Origin of the sequence: Pseudomonas sp. JAI111 (genome assembly GCF_024809425.1) — a bacterium.
Classification (GTDB): domain Bacteria; phylum Pseudomonadota; class Gammaproteobacteria; order Pseudomonadales; family Pseudomonadaceae; genus Aquipseudomonas.
Map to the genome: position 1 here is coordinate 228,285 of NZ_JANUCB010000004.1, position 23,416 is coordinate 251,700.

Genomic DNA, 23,416 nt, shown 5'->3' on the forward strand with positions numbered 1-23,416 from the left:
GACATGAGCGACTCTACCAGCCCAAAAGCAGCCCCGGTATTGCGTGAATCCGCGACCTTCGACCGCCTGACCATCCAGGAAATCCAGCGTGCCGCCGAGACCGGCATCTATGACATTCGCGGCGGCGGCACCAAGCGTAAAGTGCCGCACTTCGATGACTTGCTGCTGCTCGGCGCCAGCGTGTCGCGTTACCCGCTGGAAGGCTATCGGGAGAAGTGCGGCACCGATGTGATCCTCGGCAACCGTTTCGCCAAGAAGCCGATCCACCTGAAGATTCCGGTGACCATTGCCGGCATGAGTTTCGGTGCGCTGTCCGCCAATGCCAAGGAAGCGCTCGGTCGTGGGGCAACGATCGCCGGCACCAGCACCACCACCGGTGACGGCGGCATGACGCCGGAGGAACGCGGGCAATCGCAGCACTTGGTCTATCAATATCTGCCGTCGCGTTACGGCATGAACCCGGATGACCTGCGCAAGGCCGATGCCATCGAAATCGTCCTGGGGCAGGGCGCCAAACCCGGTGGCGGCGGCATGCTGCTGGGCATGAAAGTCACCGAGCGGGTAGCCGGTATGCGCACCTTGCCGATTGGCGTCGATCAGCGCAGCGCCTGCCGCCACCCGGACTGGACCGGTCCGGATGACCTGGCGATCAAGATTGCCGAGCTGCGCGAAATTACCGACTGGGAAAAACCGATCTACGTGAAGATCGGCGCCAGCCGGCCTTACTACGACGTCAAACTGGCAGTGAAGGCCGGGGCGGATGTGATCGTGCTCGACGGTATGCAAGGCGGCACCGCGGCAACCCAGGAAGTGTTCATCGAACACGTGGGGATCCCGATTTTGCCGGCCATTCCACAAGCGGTACAGGCTTTGCAAGAGATGGGCATGCACCGCAAGGTCCAATTGATCGTTTCAGGAGGGATACGCAACGGTGCCGACGTGGCCAAGGCCATGGCGCTGGGCGCGGACGCGGTGGCCATCGGCACAGCGGCGCTGATCGCGCTGGGCGACAACCACCCGCGACTGGATGAAGAACTGCAGAAGATCGGCTCGGCCGCAGGCTTTTACGACGACTGGCAGAACGGCCGCGACCCGGCCGGGATCACCACGCAGGATCCGGAACTGTCCAAGCGTCTGGATCCGGTGGAAGGCGGACGCCGTCTGGCCAACTACCTGCGGGTGCTGGTGCTGGAAGCTCAGACCATGGCGCGGGCATGCGGCAAGTCGCACCTGCACAACCTCGATCCCGAGGATCTGGTGGCGCTGACGGTGGAATCGGCCGCGATGGCCCGGGTGCCACTGGCCGGGACTAGCTGGATTCCGGGCTCCGGTTATTGAGTGACAGGATCGTTCCTACGCTCTGCGTGGGAATGCCTCAAGGGACGCTCTGCGTCCCGATTCGGTGACGCAGAGCGTCACGGGCTGCATTACCACGCGGAGCGTGGGAACGATCAAAGCGCCCGAAAGAGGTGCAAATCAGCGCTTGCTCACTGCCCGGCACTTCCAATTTCCTTTGCAGGAGCTTTGAACATGGTCAATCGTCTTCTCGGCAAATCCCTTCTTGGCCTGCTAGCCAGCGGTGCACTCGTGCCGTTGGCACAGGCTGCCGATGCACCCACTTTGAACACTGGCAGCACCGCGTGGATGGTCACCGCCGCCGTGTTGGTGTTGTTCATGTGCCTGCCGGGCCTGGCCCTGTTTTATGGCGGACTGGTACGGGCAAAAAATATGTTGTCGTTGTTCACCCAGTGCTTTGGCATCGCCGGACTGGTGGGTGTTTTATGGGTGATCTACGGCTACAGCATGGTGGTCGACACCACGGGCATGGTCGAGGGGCAAGTGACCTTCAACAGTTTTGTCGGTGGCTTGAGCCGGGCCTTTCTGGCGGGCATGACCCCGCAGAGCCTGGTCGGCGATATACCGGAAGGGGTGTTCGTGACCTTCCAGATGACCTTCGCCATCATCACTCCGGCGCTGATTGCCGGGGCGTTTGCCGAGCGCATGAAATTTTCGGCGGCGCTGTGGTTCATGGCGCTGTGGTTCACCCTGGTGTATGCCCCGGTGGCCCATATGGTGTGGGGCGGTTCGGGCGCCTTGATGCATAACTGGGGCGTCCTCGATTTTGCCGGCGGGACGGCGGTGCACATCAATGCCGGTGTCGCGGCATTGGCGGCGTGTCTGATTCTCGGCAAGCGCAAGGGTTACCAGAACACGCCGATGCCGGCGCACAACCTGAGCCTGACCATGGCCGGTGCGGCCATGCTCTGGGTCGGCTGGTTCGGTTTCAATATCGGCTCCGGTGGCGGCCTCAACGGCACTTCCGGGATTGTCATGCTTAACACTCAATTGGGTGCTTGCGCCGGGATTCTCGGCTGGATGTTCACCGAGTGGTTCAAGGTCGGCAAGCCAAGTGCCTTGGGCCTTGCCAGTGGTGCGCTGGCCGGTCTGGTGGGGATCACTCCGGCGTGTGCCTATGTGGGCGTCGGTGGTGCGCTGGCGATCGGTCTGTTGTGCGGGGTGTTTTGTTATTTGAGCGTCACCGTCCTCAAGCGCCGCTTCGGCTATGACGACAGCCTTGATGTGTTTGGCTTGCACGGTATCGGCGGGATGATTGGCGCGGTATTGACCGGAGTGTTCTGCGTGCCGTCGCTGGGCGGGATGGTCGAGGGCGTGACCATGGGCGCGCAAGTGGTGGCGCAAATCAAGGGTGTGCTGCTGACTACGGTGTATTGCTTCGCCGTCAGCTGGATCATTCTCAAGGTGATCAACGCGGTGATCGGCTTGCGTGCCGATGAGTCGGTGGAGGAGATGGGGCTGGATCTGGCCGAGCACAACGAGCGTGCCTATAACCATTGATAGGTGCGCTGACGGCACAACGCCGGCCATGAGCCGGCGTTGTGCTTTTTAATCAGCGGAACGCCGGGACCACGTGTTTGATGAACAGCTCCAGGGATTTTTTCTTTTCCGCATGGGGCAGGCTGTTGTCGCACCAGAAACTGAATTCGTCGACACCCAGTTCCTGGTAATACTTGATGCGCGGAATGATTTCTTCCGGCGTGCCGATCATGGCGGTCTTGTGCAGGCTCTCCAGCTGGAACTCCGGACGCTCGGCGAATTTTTCTTCCGGGCTCGGTGCCAGGAAACCGTTGACCGGTGTTTGCTTGTTGCCGAACCAGGCGTCGAAAGTGCGGTAAAACTTCGAGATCGCCTTGGCGCCGACTTTCCAGCCCTCAGGGTCATCGACGGCGTGGACGTGGGTGTGACGCAGCACCATCAGTTGCGGGCGGGGCACGTCGGGGTTGTTGTCCAGCGCGGTCTGGAACTTGTTCTTCAGGTCGAGGACTTCTTCGTCGCCTTTCATCAGCGGCGTGACCATGACGTTGCAACCGTTGGCCACGGCGAAGTTATGGGAGTCGGGGTCGCGAGCGGCAATCCACATCGGCGGGTTGGGCTTCTGGATCGGCTTTGGCACGCTGGTGGACGTCGGGAATTTCCAGATATCGCCGTCGTGGGCGTAGTCGCCTTGCCACAGCGCGCGGACCACCGGAACCATCTCGCGCAGTGCCTGACCGCCGGACGAAGCAGGCATGCCGCCGGCCATCCGGTCGAACTCAACCTGGTAAGCGCCACGTGCCAGGCCGACTTCCATACGCCCATTGCTGATCACGTCGAGCAACGCGCATTCACCGGCAACCCGCAACGGATGCCAGAACGGCGCGATGATGGTGCCGGCGCCCAGGTGAATGGTGGTGGTCTTGGCTGCCAGGTAGGCCAGCAGCGGCATCGGGCTTGGCGAGATGGTGTATTCCATCGCGTGGTGTTCGCCGATCCAGACGGTGCTGAAACCACCGGCCTCAGCCATCAGGGTCAGTTCGGTCAAGTCTTCGAACAGCTGGCGATGGCTGACGCTCTCGTCCCAACGTTCCATGTGCACGAACAGGGAAAACTTCATGACGCTTACCTCGGATCTTTTGTTGTCGGCCTGTCGACAGGCTGTTTATCGGAGTCTCGGAATTCGCAATCTACGCAACATATTCTGAGTATTGTCTAATCAGGCGAACACGGGCAGGGCGCCCATCTTGCCGTGGCAATACACCAGTGGCCCGGCGTTCTGCTGGGGCACGATCAGGTTCTTCACGGCGCCAACCATGATTGCGTGGTCGCCGCCCTCATATTCGCGCCACAGTTCGCACTCGATCACGGCCGTGGCGTTCGCCAGAATCGGGTTGCCCAGCTCGCTCAAGGTCCATTCGATGCCTTGCGCCTTGTCTTTGCCTTTGCGGGCGAATGCATAGGCTTCGCTTTGCTGACCGCCGGACAGCACGTGAATGGCAAAGCGTTTGTTCTTGATCAGTACCGGATACGAGTCGGAGCTGTAGTTGGGGCAGAACAGCACCAGGGCCGGGTCCATGGACAGCGAGCTGAAGGCGCTGGCGGTCAGGCCGACGATCTGTCCGTCGTCATCGAGTGTCGTGATGACAGTGACCCCGGAAGGAAACGAACCCATTACTTGTTTGTAGATGGCGGCATCGATCATGGGACGGTCCTCTGGCGGTGTGGTACGGGTTTTTATGTGTTTGTAGGTCTGATGGTATACCGTAATACATAGTTTGCAAGGGCTTTTTTTGTGGATCGATAAACGTGTGTCATTGGCGTTTAAGCCAATGATTACGGGCGCTTTAACGATTAAGTGAGATTTTGTATGACTCCGAATAGCGGCGCAGATCGTCGCAAAAAGACCAGATCAGCCTTGTGAAAAAGTTGGAATACCATAATATGCCTGCCATCTGAGGGGCGGCCCGAGAGCTCCCCCGGTTTGGCTTCATACAAATATAAGATCAGACAAACTCGAGTTCATGCACATGTCCCAGATGTCCCGGCAAGACCCCCTGATCGAGAATCACACGGTCGATTACGTCCCTCTCGCGGAACGCCATGGGAAGGCCCGCGATCTTTTCACTTTGTGGTTCAGCACCAACATTGCGCCGCTGCCCATCGTCACCGGTGCGATGGTGGTGCAAGTGTTTCACCTCAATCTGTTCTGGGGGTTGCTGGCCATTGCGCTTGGGCACATGGTGGGAGGCCTGGTGATCGCCCTGGCCTCGGCGCAGGGCCCGCGCATGGGCATTCCGCAGATGGTCCAGAGTCGCGGCCAGTTCGGTCGTTATGGTGCGCTGCTGATCGTGTTCTTTGCCGCACTCATCTACGTCGGTTTTTTCATCTCCAACATCGTGCTGGCCGGCAAATCCATCGTCGGCATCGCGCCTTCGGTTCCGGTGCCGGCGAGCATCCTGATCGGTGCCTTGAGCGCCACGGCGATCGGGGTGATCGGTTACCGCTTCATTCATACCCTAAACCGCATCGGGACCTGGGTGATGGGCAGTGCCTTGCTGGCCGGTTTCCTTTACATCTTTGCCCATGACTTGCCGGCCGACTTTTTCACTCGCGGCAGTTTCAATGTGTCCGGCTGGCTGGCGACGGTGTCGCTGGGGATTATCTGGCAGATCAGCTTTTCGCCTTACGTGTCGGACTACTCGCGTTACTTGCCAGCCGACATCGGGATTGCCCGTCCATTTTTCGCCACTTATCTGGGGGCAACGCTGGGTACCATTTTGTCTTTTAGCTTTGGTGCGGTCGCGGTGCTGGCGACGCCGGAAGGCACTGAGGCGATGGCGGCGGTGAAGCAATCCACCGGTTGGTTGGGGCCGATTTTGATGGTGTTGTTTCTGCTTAATATCATCAGCCACAACGCCTTGAATCTGTATGGCGCGGTGCTGTCGATCATTACTTCGATCCAGACGTTTGCCAGTCAATGGACGCCGAGCATCAAGGTACGTGTGGTGTTGTCGAGTGTGGTGTTGGCGGGCTGCTGTGTGGTGGCGTTGGGGGCTTCGGCGGATTTCATTTCGCAGTTCATCGGGTTGATTCTGGCGTTGTTGCTGGTGTTGGTGCCTTGGGCTTCGATCAACTTGATCGACTTTTATCTGATCAAGCGTGGGTGTTATGACATTGCCTCGATTTTCCGTGCGGATGGCGGGATTTATGGGCGGTTCAATTGGCATGCGATTGTGGCGTATTTCATCGGGATTGTTGTGCAGCTGCCGTTTGCCAATACGTCGTTGTATGTCGGGCCGTATGCCAATCTGGTGGACGGTGCGGATTTGTCCTGGTTGGTGGGGTTGGTGGTGACGTGTCCGCTTTACTATTGCCTGTCGACGCGGGGGCAGGTGCAGGAGGGCAGGGTTTCGCGGTTGGGGTTTGCTGACTGATTACGTTGCTTGTTTGGTTTGGAATGCCCGGCTTTGGTCGGGCGTTTTTTTTGGTCGTGTACATATCCGTTGTTTTGGTAATGGCTGCTATTGGTTCCGCCCTGACGGCGGGTTACTTGGAAGAGCGCCAAGTAACCAAGCGCTAGCGCCCCTGACGTACGGTGCCTCGCCTAGGCTCGGCATTCCCTCACTCCGGTCCTGCTCCGTGGGCCCGCCGCCATCGGCCATCCATGGCCGGGGGCGGCTAACCCGGCATCCATGCCGGGTTGCCCACTGCGCAGAACCTGCGTTCGGCCTGCCGACGGGGCAGATCAAGATCAAAAGCTGAAGGCGAGCTAACGCTCGACCTGAAGAGTGGTGAGAAGCCACGGGTGTACACCGTCAAATGTGGGAGCGAGCTTGCTCGCGATGAGGTCCTGTCAGTCGGCGGTGATGTTGCCTGTAATGCCGCCATCGCGAGCAAGCTCGCTCCCACAGGTATTGAGTACATCGGCCAAAACCAGGTTGGCCGGAAGGCCCCTCGCGTTGCTGATCGTTCCCATGCTCCGCGTGGGAATGCATCCCGTGACGCTCCGCGTCACCATCGCGCAAGACTCAAGCTTGGCGTCGACAGCGGAACGCAGAGCGTCCCCGGCGGCATTCCCACGCGGAGCATGGGAACGATCAGGACGCGTCAGCGTTGAAGAATCAGGTCGGCCCGTAGGCCGCCTCGTTTTGCTTTGGCACTGCACGCCCCCTCGTGAGGCCGAGCGCAGGTTCTGCGCAGTGGGCAACCCGGCATGGATGCCGGGTTAGCCGCCCCCGGCCATGGATGGCCGATGGCGGCGGGCCCACGGAGCAGGACCGGAGCGAGGGCATGCCGAGCCTTAGCGAGGCACCGAACGTCAGGGGCAAGAGCCCTTTGGTTACTTTGGGGCTTTTCCAAAGTGACCCGCCGTCAGGGCGGAACCCTAAGCCGCCGTAACCGCAGAAACGGATATGCCCCCAACCAAAACCAAAAAAAAAGGGCCACCACAACCCGACGTTGCAGCGACCCGAGGGTGACGCTATGTAATACCGCCCAACCGAAAATCAGTGAGCCCCGGCAGCCTTGTTCAAATCACTCTCAGCCCACTCGGTATACACACAAGCATCCGCAGTAGCCCAACGCACACGAACCGGATCCCCCGTCTTGAGCGGCATACCCGCAGCAGACAGCGCCTTCACAGTCATCGAAGTCCCACCCAGCGTCTTGACGGTGCACGTCTGGCTCTCACCCAGAAACAACACCTCACCGACAATCGCCGATACCTCATTCCAGCCCGCCGCCAAAGGCTCACGAGCCGCTTGCTCGACACTCAACGCCAACGCCTTCTCCGGACGCACCATCAGCAGCACATCCTGATCGATCTGCAACCCGGCAGTCAGGCGAATCGACAGCGACTGCCCTTCAAACGAAGCCACCGCGTTGCCCTGAGCCTTGAGCTTGAGGAAGTTCGAGTTACCGAGGAACGACGCGACAAACGCATTCGGCGGGTTCTGATACAGATCAAAACCACTGCCCAGCCCGACGATCTTGCCATGGCTGAAAATCGCAATGCGCTGAGACAAACGCATGGCTTCTTCCTGATCGTGGGTCACGTAAACAATGGTGATGCCCAGGCGCCGGTGCAGCTGGCGCAGTTCGTCCTGCAAATCTTCACGCAGTTTTTTGTCGAGCGCGCCGAGCGGCTCGTCCATCAGCAAAATACGTGGCTCATACACCAGCGCCCGCGCAATCGCGACCCGTTGCTGCTGGCCGCCGGAGAGTTGCGAAGGGCGACGATGGGCGAACTGTTCCAGTTGCACCAGCTTGAGCATCGCATCGACCCGACGCTCGCGCTCGGCGGCGGGCAGCTTGCGGATGGCCAGCGGGAACGCGATGTTGTCGCGTACCGACAAGTGCGGGAACAGCGAGTAACGCTGGAACACCATGCCAATGTCGCGCTTGTGCGGCGGCACGTTGACCAGCGATTGGCCATTGACCAGGATCTCGCCGCTGCTCGGGGTTTCGAAGCCGGCGAGCATCGACAGCGTTGTACTTTTACCGGAGCCGCTGGAGCCGAGGAAGGTGAGGAATTCACCGTCCTTGATGTCCAGCGAGATGTCGTCCACGGCGGCAAATTCGCCGTAGAACTTGTTCAGGTTGCGCAGGCTTACCAGGGGTTGGTCACTGTGTTGCGCGGAATCTTTGATCACTGCACTCATGTCGTACTCCTGGGCGCTCAGGCGCTGATTTCATTGCGCCGGCGAACGGCGGCGGCGATCACCATGACCAATACCGAGAGGCCGATCAGCAACGTCGAAGCGACGGCGATCACAGGCGTCAGGTCCTGGCGCAGTGTGGTCCACATTTTCACGGGAAGGGTTTGCAGGGTCGGGCTGGCCATCATCACGCTCAGTACCACTTCATCCCACGAGACAAGGAAGGCGAAGAGGGCGCCGGCCACCATGCCCGGACGAATGGCCGGGAAGGTCACCTTGAACACCGCTTGCAGGCGCGAGGCGCCGCAGATCACCGCCGCATCTTCAATCGACTGATCGAACAGCTTCAGCGAGTTGATGATCGAGATGATGGTGAACGGCAACGCGACGATTACGTGGCTGACGACGAAGGCAAACATCGTCCCGGTATAGCCGAGCTTGAGAAACAGCGCGTACACCGCCACCGCAATGATCACCAGTGGCACGATCATCGGCAGGGTGAACAGGCCGTAAAGCATTTCCCGACCCGGGAAGCGTCCGCGCACCAGTGCAAACGCGGTGGGCAAGCCCAGCGCCACGGCGAAGAAGGTGGTCAGGACCGCGACCTTGAGACTGGCCACGGCGGCGTTCATCCAGTCGGCATTGGAGAAGAACTGGCCGTACCATTTCAGCGTCCAGCCCGGTGGCGGGAACACCAGCCACTGGGAGGAACCGAAGGACAGCAGCACGATGAACACGATCGGCAGCAACAGGAACAGCGCGATCAGCCCAGTCGTGAAATACAGGCCGAGGCGCATGCGCCGGCTCATGGCATTGGGAGTCAGTAGCATGATGGCTTACCTCGCGTTGCTGGCGCCAACCGGGGATTCCGGCTGAAGCTTCAGGTAGAAGTAGAACAACACCAGCGTGATCACGATCAGCAACGCGGCACCGGCGCTCGCCAGGCCCCAGTTGAGGAAGGACTGCACCTGTTGAATGATGAACTCGGGCAGCATCATGTTCTGCGCACCACCGAGCAAGGCCGGGGTGACGTAGTACCCAAGCGACATCACGAACACCATCAGTCCGCCGGAAAACAGCCCCGGCCGGCACAGCGGCAGGAACACCCGGAAGAAGTTGGTCCAGGGACTGGCACCGCAGATCGAGCCGGCTTGCAGGATCATCGGATCGATGGCCTGCATGGTCGCCTGCAGCGGCAGGACGATGAACGGGATCATGATGTAGCTCATGCCGATCACCACGCCAGTGAGGTTATGCACCATCTCCAGCGGCTGATCGATGATGCCCATCGCCATCAGCGCCTTGTTGATCACCCCGGAGGCTTGCAGCAACACCAGCCAGGAATAGGTGCGGGCGAGGAGGCTGGTCCACATCGACAGCAGCACGATGTTGAGGATCCAGCGCCCCCAGCCACGTGGCACCAGGGTGATGGCCCACGCCAGCGGGAAACCCAGCAGCAGGCTGAACAGCGTCACCAGGCCGGCCACGGAGAAGGTGTTGAGCAAGACCCGGGCATACGCCGAGTTGGCGAACAGTTGCTCGTAGTTGCCGAGGCCCGGAACGGGTTCCAGCACACCACGCAACAGCAGGCCAATCAGCGGCGCGAGGAAGAACAGGCCCAGAAACAGCAGGGCCGGAATCAGGTTGCTCGCACCGCGCCAGCGCTGCGCCATGGATGCAGATTGCTTCGGCACAGCGGCCTTGCCGGGAACCGCCCCGGCAGCGCCAGCGGCGCTCCCGGTCTTCGTTGCTGGAGAGGAAGCTGTTGCCGCCATTTTCATTTGACCAGCCATTCGTTCCACCGTGTCGCGATGGCCGGACCGTTCTTGGCCCAGTACGCGAAATCAAGAGTGATTTGATCCTTGGCGTAGGCGGTCGGCAGGTTAGGCGCCAGCACTGAATCCAGGCGTGCCACGCTGTCGACGTTGACCGGCGCATAGGCGGTCAGGTTGGAGAAGTCGGCCTGTCCTTTGGCGCTGCTCGCGTTGGCCAGGAACTTCATGGCCGCTGCCTTGTTTTTCGTGCCTTTAGGCACGACCAGGATGTCGGCCATGACCAGGTTCTGTTTCCAGCTCACACCCACCGGTGCGCCGTCTTCTTGCAGGGCGTGAATCCGGCCGTTCCAGAACTGGCCCATGCTTGCTTCACCCGAAGCCAGCAGTTGTTGCGACTGTGCACCACCGCCCCACCAGACGATGTCTTTCTTGATGGTGTCGAGTTTCTTGAAGGCGCGGTCCAGGTCCAACGGATAGAGCTTGTCGGCAGCCACACCGTCGGCCAGTAGTGCCAGTTCGAGCACGCCAGGGCTTGGCCATTTGTAGAGGGCGCGTTTGCCGGGGTAGGTCTTGGTGTCGAACAGTGCGGACCAGTCCTGAGGTTTGCTGGCGCCGAGCTTGCTTTCGTTGTAACCCAGGACAAAGGAGAAGAAGAACGAACCGACGCCGTAATCGGAAACAAACCGCGGGTCGATTTTGTCGCGCTGGATCACCGAGAAATCGAGGGGTTCGAGCAAGCCTTCGGAGGCGGCGCGCAGGGCGAAGTCGGCTTCGACGTCAACCACGTCCCATTGCACGTTGCCGCTTTCGACCATGGCTTTGAGTTTGCCGTAGTCGGTTGGGCCGTCCTGGACCACCGTGACGCCGCTGGCTTTGCTGAACGGATCGGCCCAGGCCTGCTTCTGCGCATCCTGGGTGCTACCGCCCCAACTGACGAAGTTGACGCTTTCAGCCGCAATGGCCGCGTGACTGACCGTGGCCAGTAAACCCGCGAACAGTACTGCGGTTGCACGTTTGTTCAACACCATTTTCACGCCCTCATTTGTTGTGTTTTTGAGCGGGCTTGGTAATGCCCGCCTATCGGGAGCAGTAGGTCCATCTGGCCTCTAACGGCGACCGTGCCAAGGGCTGTTATTGGTGCTTTCCCTGTCGGGGGCACTTGGCTGAAGCGTCCGGTCTATGGAATATCATATTATGGTATTCCAAACTTTGTGCAAGCACTTTGCCTTACCGGCCATCAGCCAAAAGCGGGTTTTTTTCCGTCAGGCCGCGCTGTGGTGGCGACCTGCGGCGCGTCTGCGCTTATCCAGTGAACGGAATGCTCTCGACGACTTCCAGGTCGTAACCGGTCAAGCCTGCGTATTTGAGCGGCGGGCCGAGGTGACGCAGCTTGCCCACGCCGAGGTCTTGCAGAATTTGTGCCCCGGTCCCTACTTCAGAATAGATGCGCGATTGCGAACGGCTGAACTGACGGGGTGCCTGGGTCAATTGCGGCACTCGTTCGAGCAAGGCCTGGGACGATTCATGATTGGCCAGCACCACCACTACGCCGCAGCCTTCTGCCGCTACCCGTTGCAAGGCTGCCCATAACGTCCAGTTGGAAGGACCGCTGTATTCGGCGCCCACCAGGTCTCGCAACGGGTCGATTACGTGCACGCGCACCAGCGTCGGTTCGTGGCGTTGCGGATTGCCCATGACCATCGCCATGTGAACGCCGCCTTCGATGCGGTCTTCAAACGTAATCAGGCGGAAAGTGCCGTGCACCGTGGGCAGCTCACGCTCACCGATTCGCACCACGGTGTGTTCAGTGCTGAGGCGATAGTGGATCAGGTCGGCGATGGTGCCGATCTTGATCCCGTGCTTGCGCGCGAAGACTTCTAGGTCGGGGCGTCGCGCCATGGTGCCGTCGTCGTTCATGACTTCGACGATCACCGAGGCGGGCGTGAAGCCGGCCAGGCGGGCAAGGTCGCAGCCGGCCTCGGTATGCCCGGCGCGGGTCAGCACGCCGCCTTCCTTGGCGCGCAATGGAAAGATGTGGCCTGGCTGCACCAGGTCAGCCGGTACGGCGTCGGCGGCAACGGCTGCGGCCACTGTCCGTGCGCGGTCGGCGGCGGAGATGCCGGTGGTCACGCCGACGGCGGCCTCGATGGAGACGGTAAACGCGGTGCTGAAAACACTGCCGTTGCTTGGCACCATCTGCTCCAGTCCGAGCCGCTGGCAGTGATCGTCGGTCAAGGTCAGGCAGATCAGGCCGCGGGCTTCTCGCGCCATGAAGCTGATTGCTTGCGGCGTGCAGCAGTCGGCGGCGAGCAGCAGGTCGCCTTCGTTTTCGCGGTCTTCATCGTCAACCAGCAGCACCATTTTGCCGAGTCGATAGTCTTCGATGATTTCTTCGATGCTGTTGAAGGCCATGTTGGGTTCTCAGTGTTTGGTGGGAATGTAATGTGGTATACCATAATACAAAATAAACCGAGAGGTCACTATGAAGGCGTACTGGATTGCTCATGTTGATGTCACTGATCCCGATCAATACAGCCAATACACGCAGCGGGCGCCGGCGGCTTTTGCGTTGTACGGGGGGCGGATGTTGGCCAGGGGCGGGCGTAGCGAAGCGATGGAGGGCCGGCCGACGCCGCAACGCAGTGTGGTGATTGAATTTGATTCGTATGAGCAGGCGCTGGCTTGCTATCACAGCGAGCAGTATCAGGAGGCGAAACGGCACCGTGAGGGTGTGGCGCGGGCTGAGGTGATTATTGTTGAGGGTGTGGCGCCGGTTTGATTATGTGGATGTACCCAGGAGCATTTTGGGAGTGAGCCTGCTCGCGATGGCGGCCTGGTAGCCGACCATTTTCTTCTGGGTGTACATATCCATTGCTGCGGTAACGGCGGCTTAGGGTTCCGCCCTGACGGCGGGTCACTTGGAGAAGCGCCAAGTAACCAAGCGCTTTTGCCCCTGACGTTCGGTGCCTCGCCAAGGCTCGGCATGCCCTCGTTCCGGTCCTGCTCCGTGGGCCCGCCGCCATCGGCCATCCATGGCCGGGGGCGGCTAACCCGGCATCCTTGCCGGGTTGCCCACTGCGCAGAACCTCCACTCGGCCTCTCGAGGCGGCGTGTGCATCAAGATCAAGAGCTGCAAGCGAGCTACCGCTCGGCTTGTTGAGTGGTGAAGGGCAAAAGCGTTGCGTCGATCTGCTTTGTGTAGGAGTGAGCCTGCTCGCGATGGCGTACTGACAGGCGACAGAGAGCTCGGAGGCAGTGCCTTCGCACGCAAGTAAACCGCCGCAGCCTCTTGCGGAGGCAATTGCGGCAGCTTGTCAGTTCGTTGGTTGTCGTTCCCGCGCGAGGGCGGGAACTGGGGGTTTAAGCGACGACTTGATAGCACGGCACATAGGCCGCGCCACCCGGGAGTTTCATCCGGTGTTGGGCCACAAACGCCTTGAGCAGTTGGTCCAGCGGTTTCATTACGCCGGCGTCGCCACGGATCTGGTAAGGCCCGTGTTTTTCGATCAAGCGGATGCCTTTGTCCTTCACGTTACCGGCGACGATGCCGGAGAACGCCCGGCGCAGGTTGGCTGCCAGTTCGTGGGCTGGCAGGTCACGGCTGAGTTTGAGGTTGGCCATGTTTTCGTGGGTCGGGTCGAACGGGCGCTGGAAGCCTTCGTCGATTTTCAGCAGCCAGTTGAAATGGAAGGCGTCATTGCGCTCGCGGCGGAATTGTTTGACCGCTTTGAGGCCTTGAGTCATGTGCCGGGCGACTTCAGCCGGGTCGTCGATGATGATTTGGTAATGTTGCTTGGCCGCTTCACCCAGCGTTGCGCCGACGAACGCGTCCAGTTGTTCCAGATACGGCGCTGCATGTTTCGGCCCGGTGAGGACCACGGGGAAGGGCAGGCCAGCGTTGTCCGGGTGCATCAGGATGCCCAGCAGGTACAGGAACTCCTCGGCCGTGCCGGCGCCGCCCGGGAAAATGATGATGCCGTGGCCCACACGGACGAACGCTTCCAGGCGTTTTTCGATATCCGGCAGAATCACCAGTTCGTTGACGATCGGGTTTGGCGCTTCGGCGGCGATGATGCCCGGCTCGGTCAGGCCCAGGTAGCGGCCGCCGTGGATGCGCTGCTTGGCGTGGGCGATGGTTGCGCCTTTCATCGGGCCTTTCATCACGCCGGGACCGCAACCGGTGCAGATGTCGAGGCTGCGCAGGCCCAGTTCATGGCCGACTTTCTTGGTGTATTTGTATTCTTCGGTGTTGATCGAGTGGCCGCCCCAGCACACCACGATTTTCGGCTCGACACCGGGGCGCAGGGTGCGGGCGTTGCGCAGCAGGTGGAATACGTAATCGCTGATGCCCTGGGAGTTGCTCAGGTCGATGCGCTGGCTGTCGAGTTCGTTTTCGGTGTAGACGATATCGCGCAGGGCGCTGAACAGCATTTCCCGGGTGCTGGCGATCATTTCGCCGTCGACGAAGGCGTCGGCCGGGGCGTTCAGCAGTTCCAGGCGCACGCCGCGGTCTTGCTGGTGGATGCGGATTTCGAAGTCTTTATAGGCTTCAAGGATGGTCTTGGCGTTATCAACATGGGCGCCGGTATTGAGGATGGCCAGGGCGCACTGGCGGAAGAGGGTGTAGATGCTGCCGGATCCGGCTTCACTCAGTTGCTGGACTTCACGTTGAGAGAGGGTTTCCAGGCTGCCTTTAGGGCTGACGGAGGCGTTGATTACATGGCGTTGGGTCATTCAATGATCCTTAAAACGATGACATTCATACAGGCAAATGGCATCCGAATAGTATGTATCCATGAAAGAAGATGGCACGAACTGCGCTGTATCGCCATTTCCCCGTTTAACGATGAAAAGATGAAAAGGAGCCTCAGCATAGCTAAATCCTGCGCAGGGGCGATAATGCCCCGCAGTCTTTTTGCCCTCCGACCCAAGGAAACCCGACGCAATGTTCGAAATCCAGCCGATGAACGCCGAACGCTTTCGACAACAGACGCGGCGCAGCACGGTGATTATTGCCCTGATTTTCCTGGCGCTGGCGATGGTGCTGTCCACGGCGGCGGTGGCGCTGTTCGGTGAGCCCGGCGGCGACAATCTGCGGTTTAACGTCGGCGGGGTGTTTGTCGCGGTGCTGCTGATGGCGGCGCTGATGCGCGGCAAGTTCTGGAGCCAGGAATGGATGGCACCAGCGGTCTACGGCTGGCGGCTCAAGCGCAGTCTGATGAGCGTCACCAACATCATGCACCAGGTAACGGCGGCGGTGGAGCAGGGTGATCCGACGGCCATGAAGCTGTTGCGCTTCTATCACCTGGGCCTGAGCCAGATGCACGAACTGGACGGCAACTCCAGCGACCACAGCCAGTTGACCCGCGAAATGGATCAACACAAGGCGCGGATGGAAGCGCTGGGTATCGACACTCAACAAACGCAGTTGGATCCGGCCTGGCTTGAGGCAATGAAACCGCCGTCGCGGTAAACCGGTGGTGTCGGCCCATCATCACGACACAAACCCCGGCACGAACCGGCAAATCACCTATCTTGTTGAGATGCCATTGAAAGGGCGAACAGGAACATTCGCCCTGTCATCAGGAACCAGGGAACGTCATGGCGCATCCGTCCACTAAAGACCGAATTGAAAACAGCGTCGCCGCTGCGCCTTGGCTGCCCGATCTGGTTGAGTCCCGATTCAGGGTCCGACACGCCGTGTTGCTGCTGGTGGCGGTGTGTCTGTCGATGACCGCGATAGCGGTCTGGGAAGCCTGGACCTCACGCCAGTACCATCTGCATGACAAAGAAGTGGCGATGTCCAACCTTGCACAGACCTTGGCGTCGCAAGCGCGAGCGTCGATCAAGCAGGCTGATACGCTGCTGTTCACCTTGGTCGATCGTCTCGAAAACGACGGGATGGACCCGGCTCTGCTCCCCAGGTTGCAACGTTTGCTCAGGGATCAGCGCAGTGAATTGCCCCAGCTCCATGGGCTGTTTGTGTTTGATGAAGAAGGGCGCTGGGTGGCCAATTCCAATGGCGCGGATGTGCCGGGCGCGAACAATTCCGACCGCGAGTATTTCGCGTTCCATCGTGATCATCCTGACCGTGGGCCGCATATCGGGCCGGCGATCAAAAGCCGCTCGAGCGGCGAATGGATCATGACCGTGTCGCGCCGGATCAACCACCCGGATGGCCGCTTCGCCGGTGTGGCGCTGGCGACGATCTATCTCAGCCATTTCCTTGAGCTTTACGACAGCATCGACATGGGCAGCAATGGTGTAATCAACCTGATTGCCGACGATGCCAGCATCATTGTTCGTCGGCCGTTCAAAGAGTCGGAAGTTGGTACCAGCCTCGCCAATGGCCCACTGTTTACCCAACTGTTGCCCGGTGCAAGTTTCGGCACGGCAACGGTCAAGTCCTATCTGGACGGTGTTGAACGGGTGGTCGGGTATCGACGGGTCGAGGGTTATCCGCTGATCATTTTCGTAGCGCTCGACAAGGAAGAGGTCCTGGCGGGCTGGCGTCAGGAGACCGCGTTGGGCGCGGGCATCGTGCTCTTGCTGCTGATGTTTCTGGGGGCGTTGGGTTATCGCCTCATTCGCTTCATGAAACAGCAGAATCATATTCAGAGCGTCTTGCTCGATGCCCGGGAAAAACTGATCGAGGTCAATCGCAGCCTGGAACTGCTGGCGCTTGAAGACGCCTTGACCGGTCTTTCCAATCGACGTCAGTTCGACCTGTTTATCCTGGCGGAAATGGGCCGCGCCCGGCGCACCCAGACCCACCTCGCCCTGTTGATGATCGATGTCGATCACTTCAAGAATTTCAATGACCGTTACGGTCATGTGGCCGGTGATGAGTGTCTGCGCAACATCAGCGCGATCATCCAGGACAACATCAAGCGTCCCGGCGATCTTCCCGCCCGTTATGGCGGCGAGGAGTTTACCGTCGTGCTGCCCGGCACCGACTACGTCGGGGCGTTTCTGGTGGCCGAAAAAATCCGCCGCGCGGTGCAGCAAGCCAATATCGAGCATAAGGAAAGCCCGGAGGGAACGGTGACGGTCAGTGTGGGAGTTTGTGCCTATGACCGGGCCTTGCAAGAATCGCCCGACGACCTGATCGGCGCCGCAGACAAGGCTTTGTATGTGGCCAAGGCCAGCGGGCGCAACATGAGTGTGATTGCCAACTGATTTCAAAGGCTGGGATGCCCGGCGGTTTGTGGGTGGCGCCGATAATCAGGTCCGCGCGCCCCTCGCGCAGGGCTTCCCACGCCGGCGTAACTTCCACAACGTGAACAACCGAAGATAGACCAGCACGTTGACTGCCAGCACCACGCTGCCCAGCGCCAGTTGGATCGCCGGTGTCAGTCCGGCCGGATAGATCACCGGCCACACGTAGTGCTCGATGAATCCACCGCCGTAACCGGTTTGTCCGGCGGCAAGGCGCATGCGGTTTTCCCACTCGCTCAGCGGACATGTCAGGTGCAAGACCTCCACGCTCACTCCCCACACCGCGGCGGGCAGATGCCCCCAGATCAGCGGGCGCCACTTGAGCACCAGCAACCCGCCGAACAGCACGAAGAGGATGAACAACAGGTGAAACAGCACCAGCCCATCGGCGGCTATCCGGTAAAGCATGTCGACTCCCTGATGCGCAATGCCAATGGCTCCATGCTACTCGATTCCATGGAGGACAGCGGCTTGCCCGCAAGTGCGCAAGATTGTTCAAGCCTTCGGGCGTAGCGGCTGGCACAGTTGCAAGTCTTTCCCTGGCTGTAGAGCGTTATGTCGAACTCACTCCTGCCACGTAGCGCCTTTCTTCGCGGCGCCGTAGCGATCATGCCGTTGTCCCTGGCGACCGCGCCGTGGGGACTGTTGGCCGGTTCCATGGCCATCGAGGCCAATCTCACGCCCCTGCAAGGCCAGGGGTTGTCGAGCATCGTGTTCGCCGGAGCTGCGCAACTGGTGGCCATCGGCATGCTCAAGGGCGGCGCCGGAATTTTCTCGATTCTGCTGACCACGCTGTTACTCACCTCGCAGCATTTGCTGTACGGCATGAGCATGCGCTCGGTGATTTCCCCGCTGCCGGGGCGCTGGCGTGTGGGACTGGGCTTTTTGCTTACCGATGAATTGTTCGCCCTGACCAGTCAGCATGACAAACAACAGTTCAATCGCTGGTACGCTCTGGGTGTGGGCCTGACATTTTATGTCGCCTGGAATCTGTTCACCCTGGCTGGCATCGTGTTGGGCAGCAGCATTCCGGGGCTTGAGCATCTGGGGCTGGACTTCTCCATTGCAGCGACCTTCATTGCCTTGATCACCCCCGTGGTACGCAATGTTCCGACGGTGGTTTGTGTGGCGGTTTCGTTGTTTTGTTCGGTGTTGTTCAGCTATTGGCAGTGGGGCTCGGCGCTGGTGCTGTCGGGGTTGGCGGGCATGACGGCGGGCTTTGTCTGCAACAAACTGTACAGGGAGCGCACATGATGGTCTGGGCGGTGATTATCGGGATGGGCGTGCTGGTCTTTCTCAACCGTTACGTGTTCCTCGAACCGCGACTGCCGGTACGCTTGAGCAGCAATGCGCGGCAGTTTCTCGGCTTCGCCGTACCGGGGATGTTGACCGCGATTTGCGGGCCTATCGTGTTCATGCCGGACAAACAGTTGAATCTGCAGTGGGACAACCCCTACCTGATCAGTTCGCTGGTGGCGGTGGGGCTGGTGCTGTACACCCGCAATACGTTGCTCAGCATGCTGTTGAGCATGGGCTTCTTCTTTTTGTTGCGCTGGTGGCTCTGAGTCGGGGGCTGGAAATTGTTCTACGCTTAAAGGTGGATCCCTTCAGGCAGTGAGGTGAGTATGGCTAATGACCCTAAGCGTGAGGACCTGGAAGACGAAGAGGATGAGCCTTCGGAGGAAGAGATTGAGCGGCAGAAGCGTTCATCAACCCCGACCTGGAAGCATGACGATAGTCGGGAGCTGTCAGACCGCGATGAAGAGCGTCCGCTGAAGCCCTGACTCCCGAGCAAAAACCCTGAGTAAGAGCGTAATGTTTTGGGGATAGGGATAGGGATAGGGATAGGGATTGGGATTGGGGGCATATCCGTTGCTGCGGTAACGGCGGCTATTGGTTCCGCCCTGACGGCGGGTCACTTGGAAAAGCCCCAAGTAACCAAGGGCTCTTGCCCCTGACGTTCGGTGCCTCGCCAAGGCTCGGCATGCCCTCGCTCCGGTCCTGCTCCGTGGGCCCGCCGCCATCGGCCATCCATGGCCGGGGGCGGCTAACCCGGCATCCATGCCGGGTTGCCCACTGCGCAGAACCTGCGCTCGGCCTCACGAGGGGGCGTGTACCGCCAAAGCCAAAGCGAGGCGGCCTGCGGGCCGACCTGATTCTTCAACGCTTGCGCGTAGTGGTTGCTGATCGTTCCCATGCTCCGCGTGGGAATGCCGCCGGGGACGCTCTGCGTTCCGCTGTCGACACCAGACTCGAGTCTTGCGCAAGGTGACGCGGAGCGTCACGGGATGCGTTCCCACGCAGAGCGTGGGAACGATCAACAGCAACAGCATCGCGAGCAGGCTCACTCCCACATAAAGCAGATCGGCGCACAGCTGTTGCTCCTCACCACTCTTCAGGTCGAGCGTTAGCTCGCCTTGCGCTTTTGATTTTGATCTTGATCTTGATCTGCCCCATCGGAAGGCCGAACGCAGGTTCTGCGTAGTGGGCAACCCGGCATGGATGCCGGGTTAGCCGCCCCCGGCCATGGATGGCCGATGGCGGCGGGCCCACGGAGCAGGACCGGAGTGAGGGAATGCCGAGCCTAGGCGAGGCACCGTACGTCAGGGGCGCAAGCGCTTGGTTACTTGGCGCTTTTCCAAGTAACCCGCCGTCAGGACGGAACCAATAGCCGCCGTTACCCAAGAAACGGATATGCCCCCAACCAACCCAACCCAACCCAACCCCAAGCTTCAAAAAATCAGCACCTGGGCTTGAGCAAAATACCGGTATACCTCGCCAGAAACAGCACAAAAGCACCACTCCAAAACACCGCCGAAAGCCCCAGCCCGACCCCAGAAAACGGCACCAGAAACACCCGACACACAGCGGCGATCAACAACAACGCAAACCCCAACACCACAAGCCCCGACGGTTGCAGCAAGCGCCCGGTATGACCAAGACTGACCCGCGCAATCATCGCCAGAATCAATCCACCGATCCCCCCGACAGCCAGCGCATGGGTAGCCAGACTTTGCTGCGGCAAGACCCCCGCGTGCCAAAGCGCCATCGCCAGCGCCGCAACCATCAGCCAGGCGTACGCCAGAAACAGCGACCAAAGCAGCGGCACCCGCCAGATGCCCCGATCATGCCAACGCCACAAACGCAGCAAGTGCAATGCCCCCATCACCCCAAACAACAGCGCCAACCAAGGCCTGGGGACTTCATTCAACCCACCGGCAAAAGACGCGGCAGCAAGCAGACTGCTCACCAACAAGACCCGGGTGGGCAGCGCCTGAGCGGCGGCCGCTGCAGCCCGGTTCAAGCCGCGCTGGATAAAGAACGGCAGGACCCGCCCGCCAATCACGGTCATCAACGCCGCCACCAACCACAAAGCCGCCAGTACACCACGCCGTTGCAGGCCCGCATCATCCACAGCGATGCCCCACAAGGTCATGCCTTGAGCGCCGGCCATCAATGCAATCACCAACAACACCGGATAGTTGTCTCGCTTCCCCGCTGCGACCAAGTCCCGTCCGATCGCCCAGGCCAGCAGCGGAAGAAAAGGCACTTGCACCAGCAACAACAGCCCCTCGGGAATGGGCAGTAACCAGGCAAGTCGCGCCAGCAGCCACACCAGTACCAGGCCGATCAGCAGCCAGCCATTAAGGCCGGGACGCCCTGTCCAGTTGGGCACGGCCGTCAGCAGGAACCCGGCGATGATCGCCGTGGCAAAACCAAACGGCATTTCATGCCGGTGCCAGGCGAGCATGCCGCCAACGGGTTGCGCGCCGGGCAGTCCGCCGTACAACCACAACGCCCAGATCGCCACCGCGATTGCCGCGAAACCGGCGCCGGCCAGGAAAAAGGGACGAAAACCAAGACTGAAGACCGGGGCAGCGGCAAGTCTGCGCATTACGCCACCACCCTTGCCAGACGTATTCCCAGACGATGCTGGGCCAGCAGACGCATCACATAACCGATTTTGAGCAAGGTCGGCCCGATGATGGTCATGGCATGCATCGACACCAGCGCGACAATCGGCAAATGGCCGTTGTAGAGATAGGCGCCATAGATGCCGACCAGCAACATGATCAGGCCGACGCCCAGCACTTTGCTCGACAGATGCAGTACGTTCAGGGGATTGCTGAAGAAATCGAACATTTTCCGTACTCCTGAAACGGGTCAGTTGTACCGGAGATGTATCAAGTCCCGTGCCAAATTTTAAACCCCATAAAATCAATCATCTACGCCAACAAGAGTCATATCGACAACACCGAAAAGGAGTCTTAATGACACACAAAGTAGTCATACAGACTCACCTTGCAACCAATTCCACTTGGCTGTTTGTCGATCTACGGTCCGGCCAATCGACCACAGGCTGACTACGCTGATAATCCGGCATGAGCAACCCGTAGAGGAGCATCGACCATGCAACGCGTGCAAAAACTGACTCCCTGCCTCTGGTTCGACGATCAGGCAGAAGAGGCTGCGAAGTTTTACTGTTCGATCTTTGATCATTCCAAAATCACTGCCATCACCCACTATGGCAAAGCCGGTCAGGAGGTTCACGGCCGGCCCGAAGGCTCGGTGTTGACGGTCAGTTTTGAACTCGACGGACAGCCCATGACGGCACTCAACGGCGGTCCGGTGTTCAAGTTCAATGAAGCGGTTTCATTTCAGGTCAACTGCCAGACCCAGGAGGAAGTGGACTATTTCTGGGGCTCACTTTCCGCTCACCCCGAGAATGAGCAATGCGGATGGGTCAAGGACAAATTCGGCCTGTCCTGGCAGATCGTGCCGGTCGCCATGATGGACATGCTCAAAGACCCCGACACGACCAAATCCCAGCGCGCCATGCAAGCCATGATGCAGATGAAAAAACTCGACATCGCCGCCTTGCAACGAGCCTTTAACGGCGAGAGCTAATACACTCGCCCTCTGGCCGCCGAGAACATGAACGATGAAGCACACCGTTGCCAAGTACGCAGACAAAGCCCCACGCTTCTGGCGCGATGATGCCCTGCCCTTCATCGAAGCCCGGTCCATCGCCGATGGCCGCGAGGTCTGTTACGCCCGGCATTCTCACGCGCACTTCTCCATCGGTGCGATCACCGCCGGGCGCAGTACCTACGTCCATGAGCAATCGGCCTTTGAGGTCAGCGCCGGCACCGTGGTGCTGATGAATCCCGGCGATGTTCACGCCTGCAACCCGATCGACGACCAGCCCTGGTCTTACCTGATGCTGTACGTCGAGACGCCCTGGCTGACCGATTTGCAGCATCAGCTCGGCTTCAGTCAGGACGCCGCGTATCGACGGTTTTCCGTTACCCATACCCGCGATGGCAAGCTGTTCACGGGCCTGAACGATCTGTACGCAATACTGGTCGATCCCCTGCAGGACGTGTTGAGCAAGCACAGCGCAGCGGTGGAGTTTTTCACCGAGGTTCAACAGCAACTCAATCCGATTGAACAGCCGTTGCGCGAGCCCAATTTCAAACTGGAACGGGCCGCCGATTACATCCGCGACAATTGCACGCTGATGCTCAAGCTCGAGGACATATGCGAGGCCGCGCAGCTGTCACCGTCCTACCTGATCCGCGCCTTCAAGCAGCATTACGGCATGACGCCCCACGCCTATCTGGTTAACCGACGAATCCAGTTCGCCCGCGAACAACTGCGCAACGGCAAGTTGATCGCAGAGGTAGCGCTGGAAGCGGGATTTGCTGATCAGGCGCACTTTCAGCGCGCATTCAAACAGCATTTGGCGGCAACGCCAGGACAGTATCGCGGCTGAACTTATCGCTGATAACAACTCAACAATTTCTACAACTAAAAACTATAGATCCGCCCACAGACTGTTTCTTAGAAAAACGAAACACATAGAAATGCAAGCGCAATACCCAACTTCTGACCTAGCACTTAAACTGCCGCCGCACGCTACAGCCAGAT

22 protein-coding genes are annotated in these 23,416 nt (G+C 59.9%); 11 read left to right on the forward strand and 11 right to left on the reverse strand.

The window, feature by feature from the left end; genetic code table 11:
• Positions 1–3: 3 nt before the first annotated feature.
• Together HNR03_RS15145 and HNR03_RS15150 are read left to right on the forward strand one after the other, a co-directional pair.
• Positions 4–1,338, forward strand: coding sequence for an FMN-binding glutamate synthase family protein (locus tag HNR03_RS15145; protein ID WP_222586125.1), 1,335 nt, complete (start codon positions 4–6; stop codon positions 1,336–1,338).
• A gap of 192 nt (positions 1,339–1,530) precedes the next feature.
• Positions 1,531–2,856 carry an ammonium transporter gene (locus tag HNR03_RS15150; RefSeq protein ID WP_259154407.1) on the forward strand — a complete coding sequence of 442 codons (1,326 nt, stop codon included), beginning with the start codon at positions 1,531–1,533 and terminating at the stop codon, positions 2,854–2,856.
• 52 nt (positions 2,857–2,908) lie between these two features.
• Here the strand turns inward: HNR03_RS15150 and HNR03_RS15155 are convergent, their stop codons facing one another.
• Together HNR03_RS15155 and HNR03_RS15160 are read right to left on the reverse strand one after the other, a co-directional pair.
• Positions 2,909–3,952, reverse strand: coding sequence for an LLM class flavin-dependent oxidoreductase (locus tag HNR03_RS15155; protein WP_090183080.1), 1,044 nt, complete (start codon positions 3,950–3,952; stop codon positions 2,909–2,911).
• Between the two features lie 99 nt (positions 3,953–4,051).
• Complete coding sequence (locus tag HNR03_RS15160) at positions 4,052–4,537, reverse strand: flavin reductase family protein (RefSeq protein WP_208667910.1); 486 nt, start codon at positions 4,535–4,537, stop codon at positions 4,052–4,054.
• A 325-nt stretch (positions 4,538–4,862) separates the two neighbouring features.
• Here HNR03_RS15160 and HNR03_RS15165 point away from each other — a divergent pair, with 325 nt between their 5' ends.
• On the forward strand, positions 4,863–6,269 hold the full coding sequence (locus HNR03_RS15165) for a cytosine permease (RefSeq protein ID WP_259154409.1): 1,407 nt from the start codon (positions 4,863–4,865) through the stop codon (positions 6,267–6,269).
• A gap of 1,071 nt (positions 6,270–7,340) precedes the next feature.
• On the opposite strand, the gene HNR03_RS15170 is transcribed toward HNR03_RS15165, so the two are convergent.
• From HNR03_RS15170 to ribBA, 5 genes are all read right to left on the reverse strand, one after another.
• Positions 7,341–8,495 (reverse strand): ABC transporter ATP-binding protein, encoded by a 1,155-nt coding sequence (locus HNR03_RS15170; RefSeq protein ID WP_259154412.1) that lies wholly within the window; start codon positions 8,493–8,495, stop codon positions 7,341–7,343.
• 17 nt (positions 8,496–8,512) lie between these two features.
• Positions 8,513–9,322: an ABC transporter permease gene (locus tag HNR03_RS15175; protein WP_222586128.1), complete on the reverse strand. Its 810-nt coding sequence runs from the start codon at positions 9,320–9,322 to the stop codon at positions 8,513–8,515.
• 6 nt (positions 9,323–9,328) lie between these two features.
• Complete coding sequence (locus HNR03_RS15180) at positions 9,329–10,273, reverse strand: ABC transporter permease (protein WP_222590390.1); 945 nt, start codon at positions 10,271–10,273, stop codon at positions 9,329–9,331.
• Complete coding sequence (locus tag HNR03_RS15185; protein ID WP_208667913.1) at positions 10,270–11,295, reverse strand: ABC transporter substrate-binding protein; 1,026 nt, start codon at positions 11,293–11,295, stop codon at positions 10,270–10,272. Before HNR03_RS15185 ends, HNR03_RS15180 begins: the two co-directional genes overlap by 4 nt.
• 274 nt (positions 11,296–11,569) lie before the next feature.
• Positions 11,570–12,679 carry a bifunctional 3,4-dihydroxy-2-butanone-4-phosphate synthase/GTP cyclohydrolase II gene (ribBA, locus tag HNR03_RS15190; RefSeq protein ID WP_259154413.1) on the reverse strand — a complete coding sequence of 370 codons (1,110 nt, stop codon included), beginning with the start codon at positions 12,677–12,679 and terminating at the stop codon, positions 11,570–11,572.
• A 70-nt stretch (positions 12,680–12,749) separates the two neighbouring features.
• Here ribBA and HNR03_RS15195 point away from each other — a divergent pair, with 70 nt between their 5' ends.
• Positions 12,750–13,046, forward strand: coding sequence for a DUF1330 domain-containing protein (locus HNR03_RS15195; protein ID WP_222586130.1), 297 nt, complete (start codon positions 12,750–12,752; stop codon positions 13,044–13,046).
• A gap of 581 nt (positions 13,047–13,627) precedes the next feature.
• On the opposite strand, the gene ppnN is transcribed toward HNR03_RS15195, so the two are convergent.
• Positions 13,628–15,001 carry a nucleotide 5'-monophosphate nucleosidase PpnN gene (gene ppnN / locus HNR03_RS15200; protein WP_222586131.1) on the reverse strand — a complete coding sequence of 458 codons (1,374 nt, stop codon included), beginning with the start codon at positions 14,999–15,001 and terminating at the stop codon, positions 13,628–13,630.
• A gap of 211 nt (positions 15,002–15,212) precedes the next feature.
• Between ppnN and HNR03_RS15205 the strand changes: the two genes are divergently transcribed.
• Together HNR03_RS15205 and HNR03_RS15210 are read left to right on the forward strand one after the other, a co-directional pair.
• Positions 15,213–15,740, forward strand: coding sequence for a DUF3087 domain-containing protein (locus HNR03_RS15205; protein ID WP_259154415.1), 528 nt, complete (start codon positions 15,213–15,215; stop codon positions 15,738–15,740).
• 128 nt (positions 15,741–15,868) lie between these two features.
• A complete protein-coding gene (locus HNR03_RS15210) occupies positions 15,869–17,446 on the forward strand; it encodes a sensor domain-containing diguanylate cyclase (RefSeq protein WP_259154417.1) in 1,578 nt (525 codons plus the stop codon).
• A 45-nt stretch (positions 17,447–17,491) separates the two neighbouring features.
• Here the strand turns inward: HNR03_RS15210 and HNR03_RS15215 are convergent, their stop codons facing one another.
• Positions 17,492–17,893: a DUF2784 domain-containing protein gene (locus HNR03_RS15215; protein ID WP_259154418.1), complete on the reverse strand. Its 402-nt coding sequence runs from the start codon at positions 17,891–17,893 to the stop codon at positions 17,492–17,494.
• 147 nt (positions 17,894–18,040) lie between these two features.
• Between HNR03_RS15215 and HNR03_RS15220 the strand changes: the two genes are divergently transcribed.
• Genes HNR03_RS15220 through HNR03_RS15230 form a run of 3 tightly spaced genes read left to right on the forward strand, consistent with a single transcriptional unit; the run spans position 18,041 to position 19,269 of the window.
• A complete protein-coding gene (locus HNR03_RS15220; RefSeq protein WP_259154419.1) occupies positions 18,041–18,739 on the forward strand; it encodes an AzlC family ABC transporter permease in 699 nt (232 codons plus the stop codon).
• Entirely contained in the window at positions 18,739–19,050 is a 312-nt protein-coding gene (locus HNR03_RS15225) for an AzlD domain-containing protein (protein ID WP_162830874.1), read from the forward strand. Before HNR03_RS15220 ends, HNR03_RS15225 begins: the two co-directional genes overlap by 1 nt.
• Before the next feature lie 60 nt (positions 19,051–19,110).
• A complete protein-coding gene (locus tag HNR03_RS15230; RefSeq protein WP_222586136.1) occupies positions 19,111–19,269 on the forward strand; it encodes a hypothetical protein in 159 nt (52 codons plus the stop codon).
• 956 nt (positions 19,270–20,225) lie between these two features.
• On the opposite strand, the gene HNR03_RS15235 is transcribed toward HNR03_RS15230, so the two are convergent.
• Both HNR03_RS15235 and HNR03_RS15240 read right to left on the reverse strand, forming a co-directional pair.
• Positions 20,226–21,380, reverse strand: coding sequence for an NnrS family protein (locus tag HNR03_RS15235; RefSeq protein WP_259154420.1), 1,155 nt, complete (start codon positions 21,378–21,380; stop codon positions 20,226–20,228).
• On the reverse strand, positions 21,380–21,628 hold the full coding sequence (locus HNR03_RS15240) for a transmembrane sensor/regulator PpyR (RefSeq protein WP_259154421.1): 249 nt from the start codon (positions 21,626–21,628) through the stop codon (positions 21,380–21,382). The genes HNR03_RS15235 and HNR03_RS15240 overlap by 1 nt, the downstream gene beginning before the upstream one ends.
• Before the next feature lie 267 nt (positions 21,629–21,895).
• Between HNR03_RS15240 and HNR03_RS15245 the strand changes: the two genes are divergently transcribed.
• Both HNR03_RS15245 and HNR03_RS15250 read left to right on the forward strand, forming a co-directional pair.
• A complete protein-coding gene (locus HNR03_RS15245; RefSeq protein WP_222587082.1) occupies positions 21,896–22,393 on the forward strand; it encodes a VOC family protein in 498 nt (165 codons plus the stop codon).
• 34 nt (positions 22,394–22,427) lie between these two features.
• The gene (locus tag HNR03_RS15250) at positions 22,428–23,261 is read left to right on the forward strand and encodes an AraC family transcriptional regulator (protein ID WP_259154422.1); all 834 of its coding nucleotides are present in this window, start codon (positions 22,428–22,430) and stop codon (positions 23,259–23,261) included.
• The last annotated feature ends 155 nt before the right edge of the window (positions 23,262–23,416 follow it).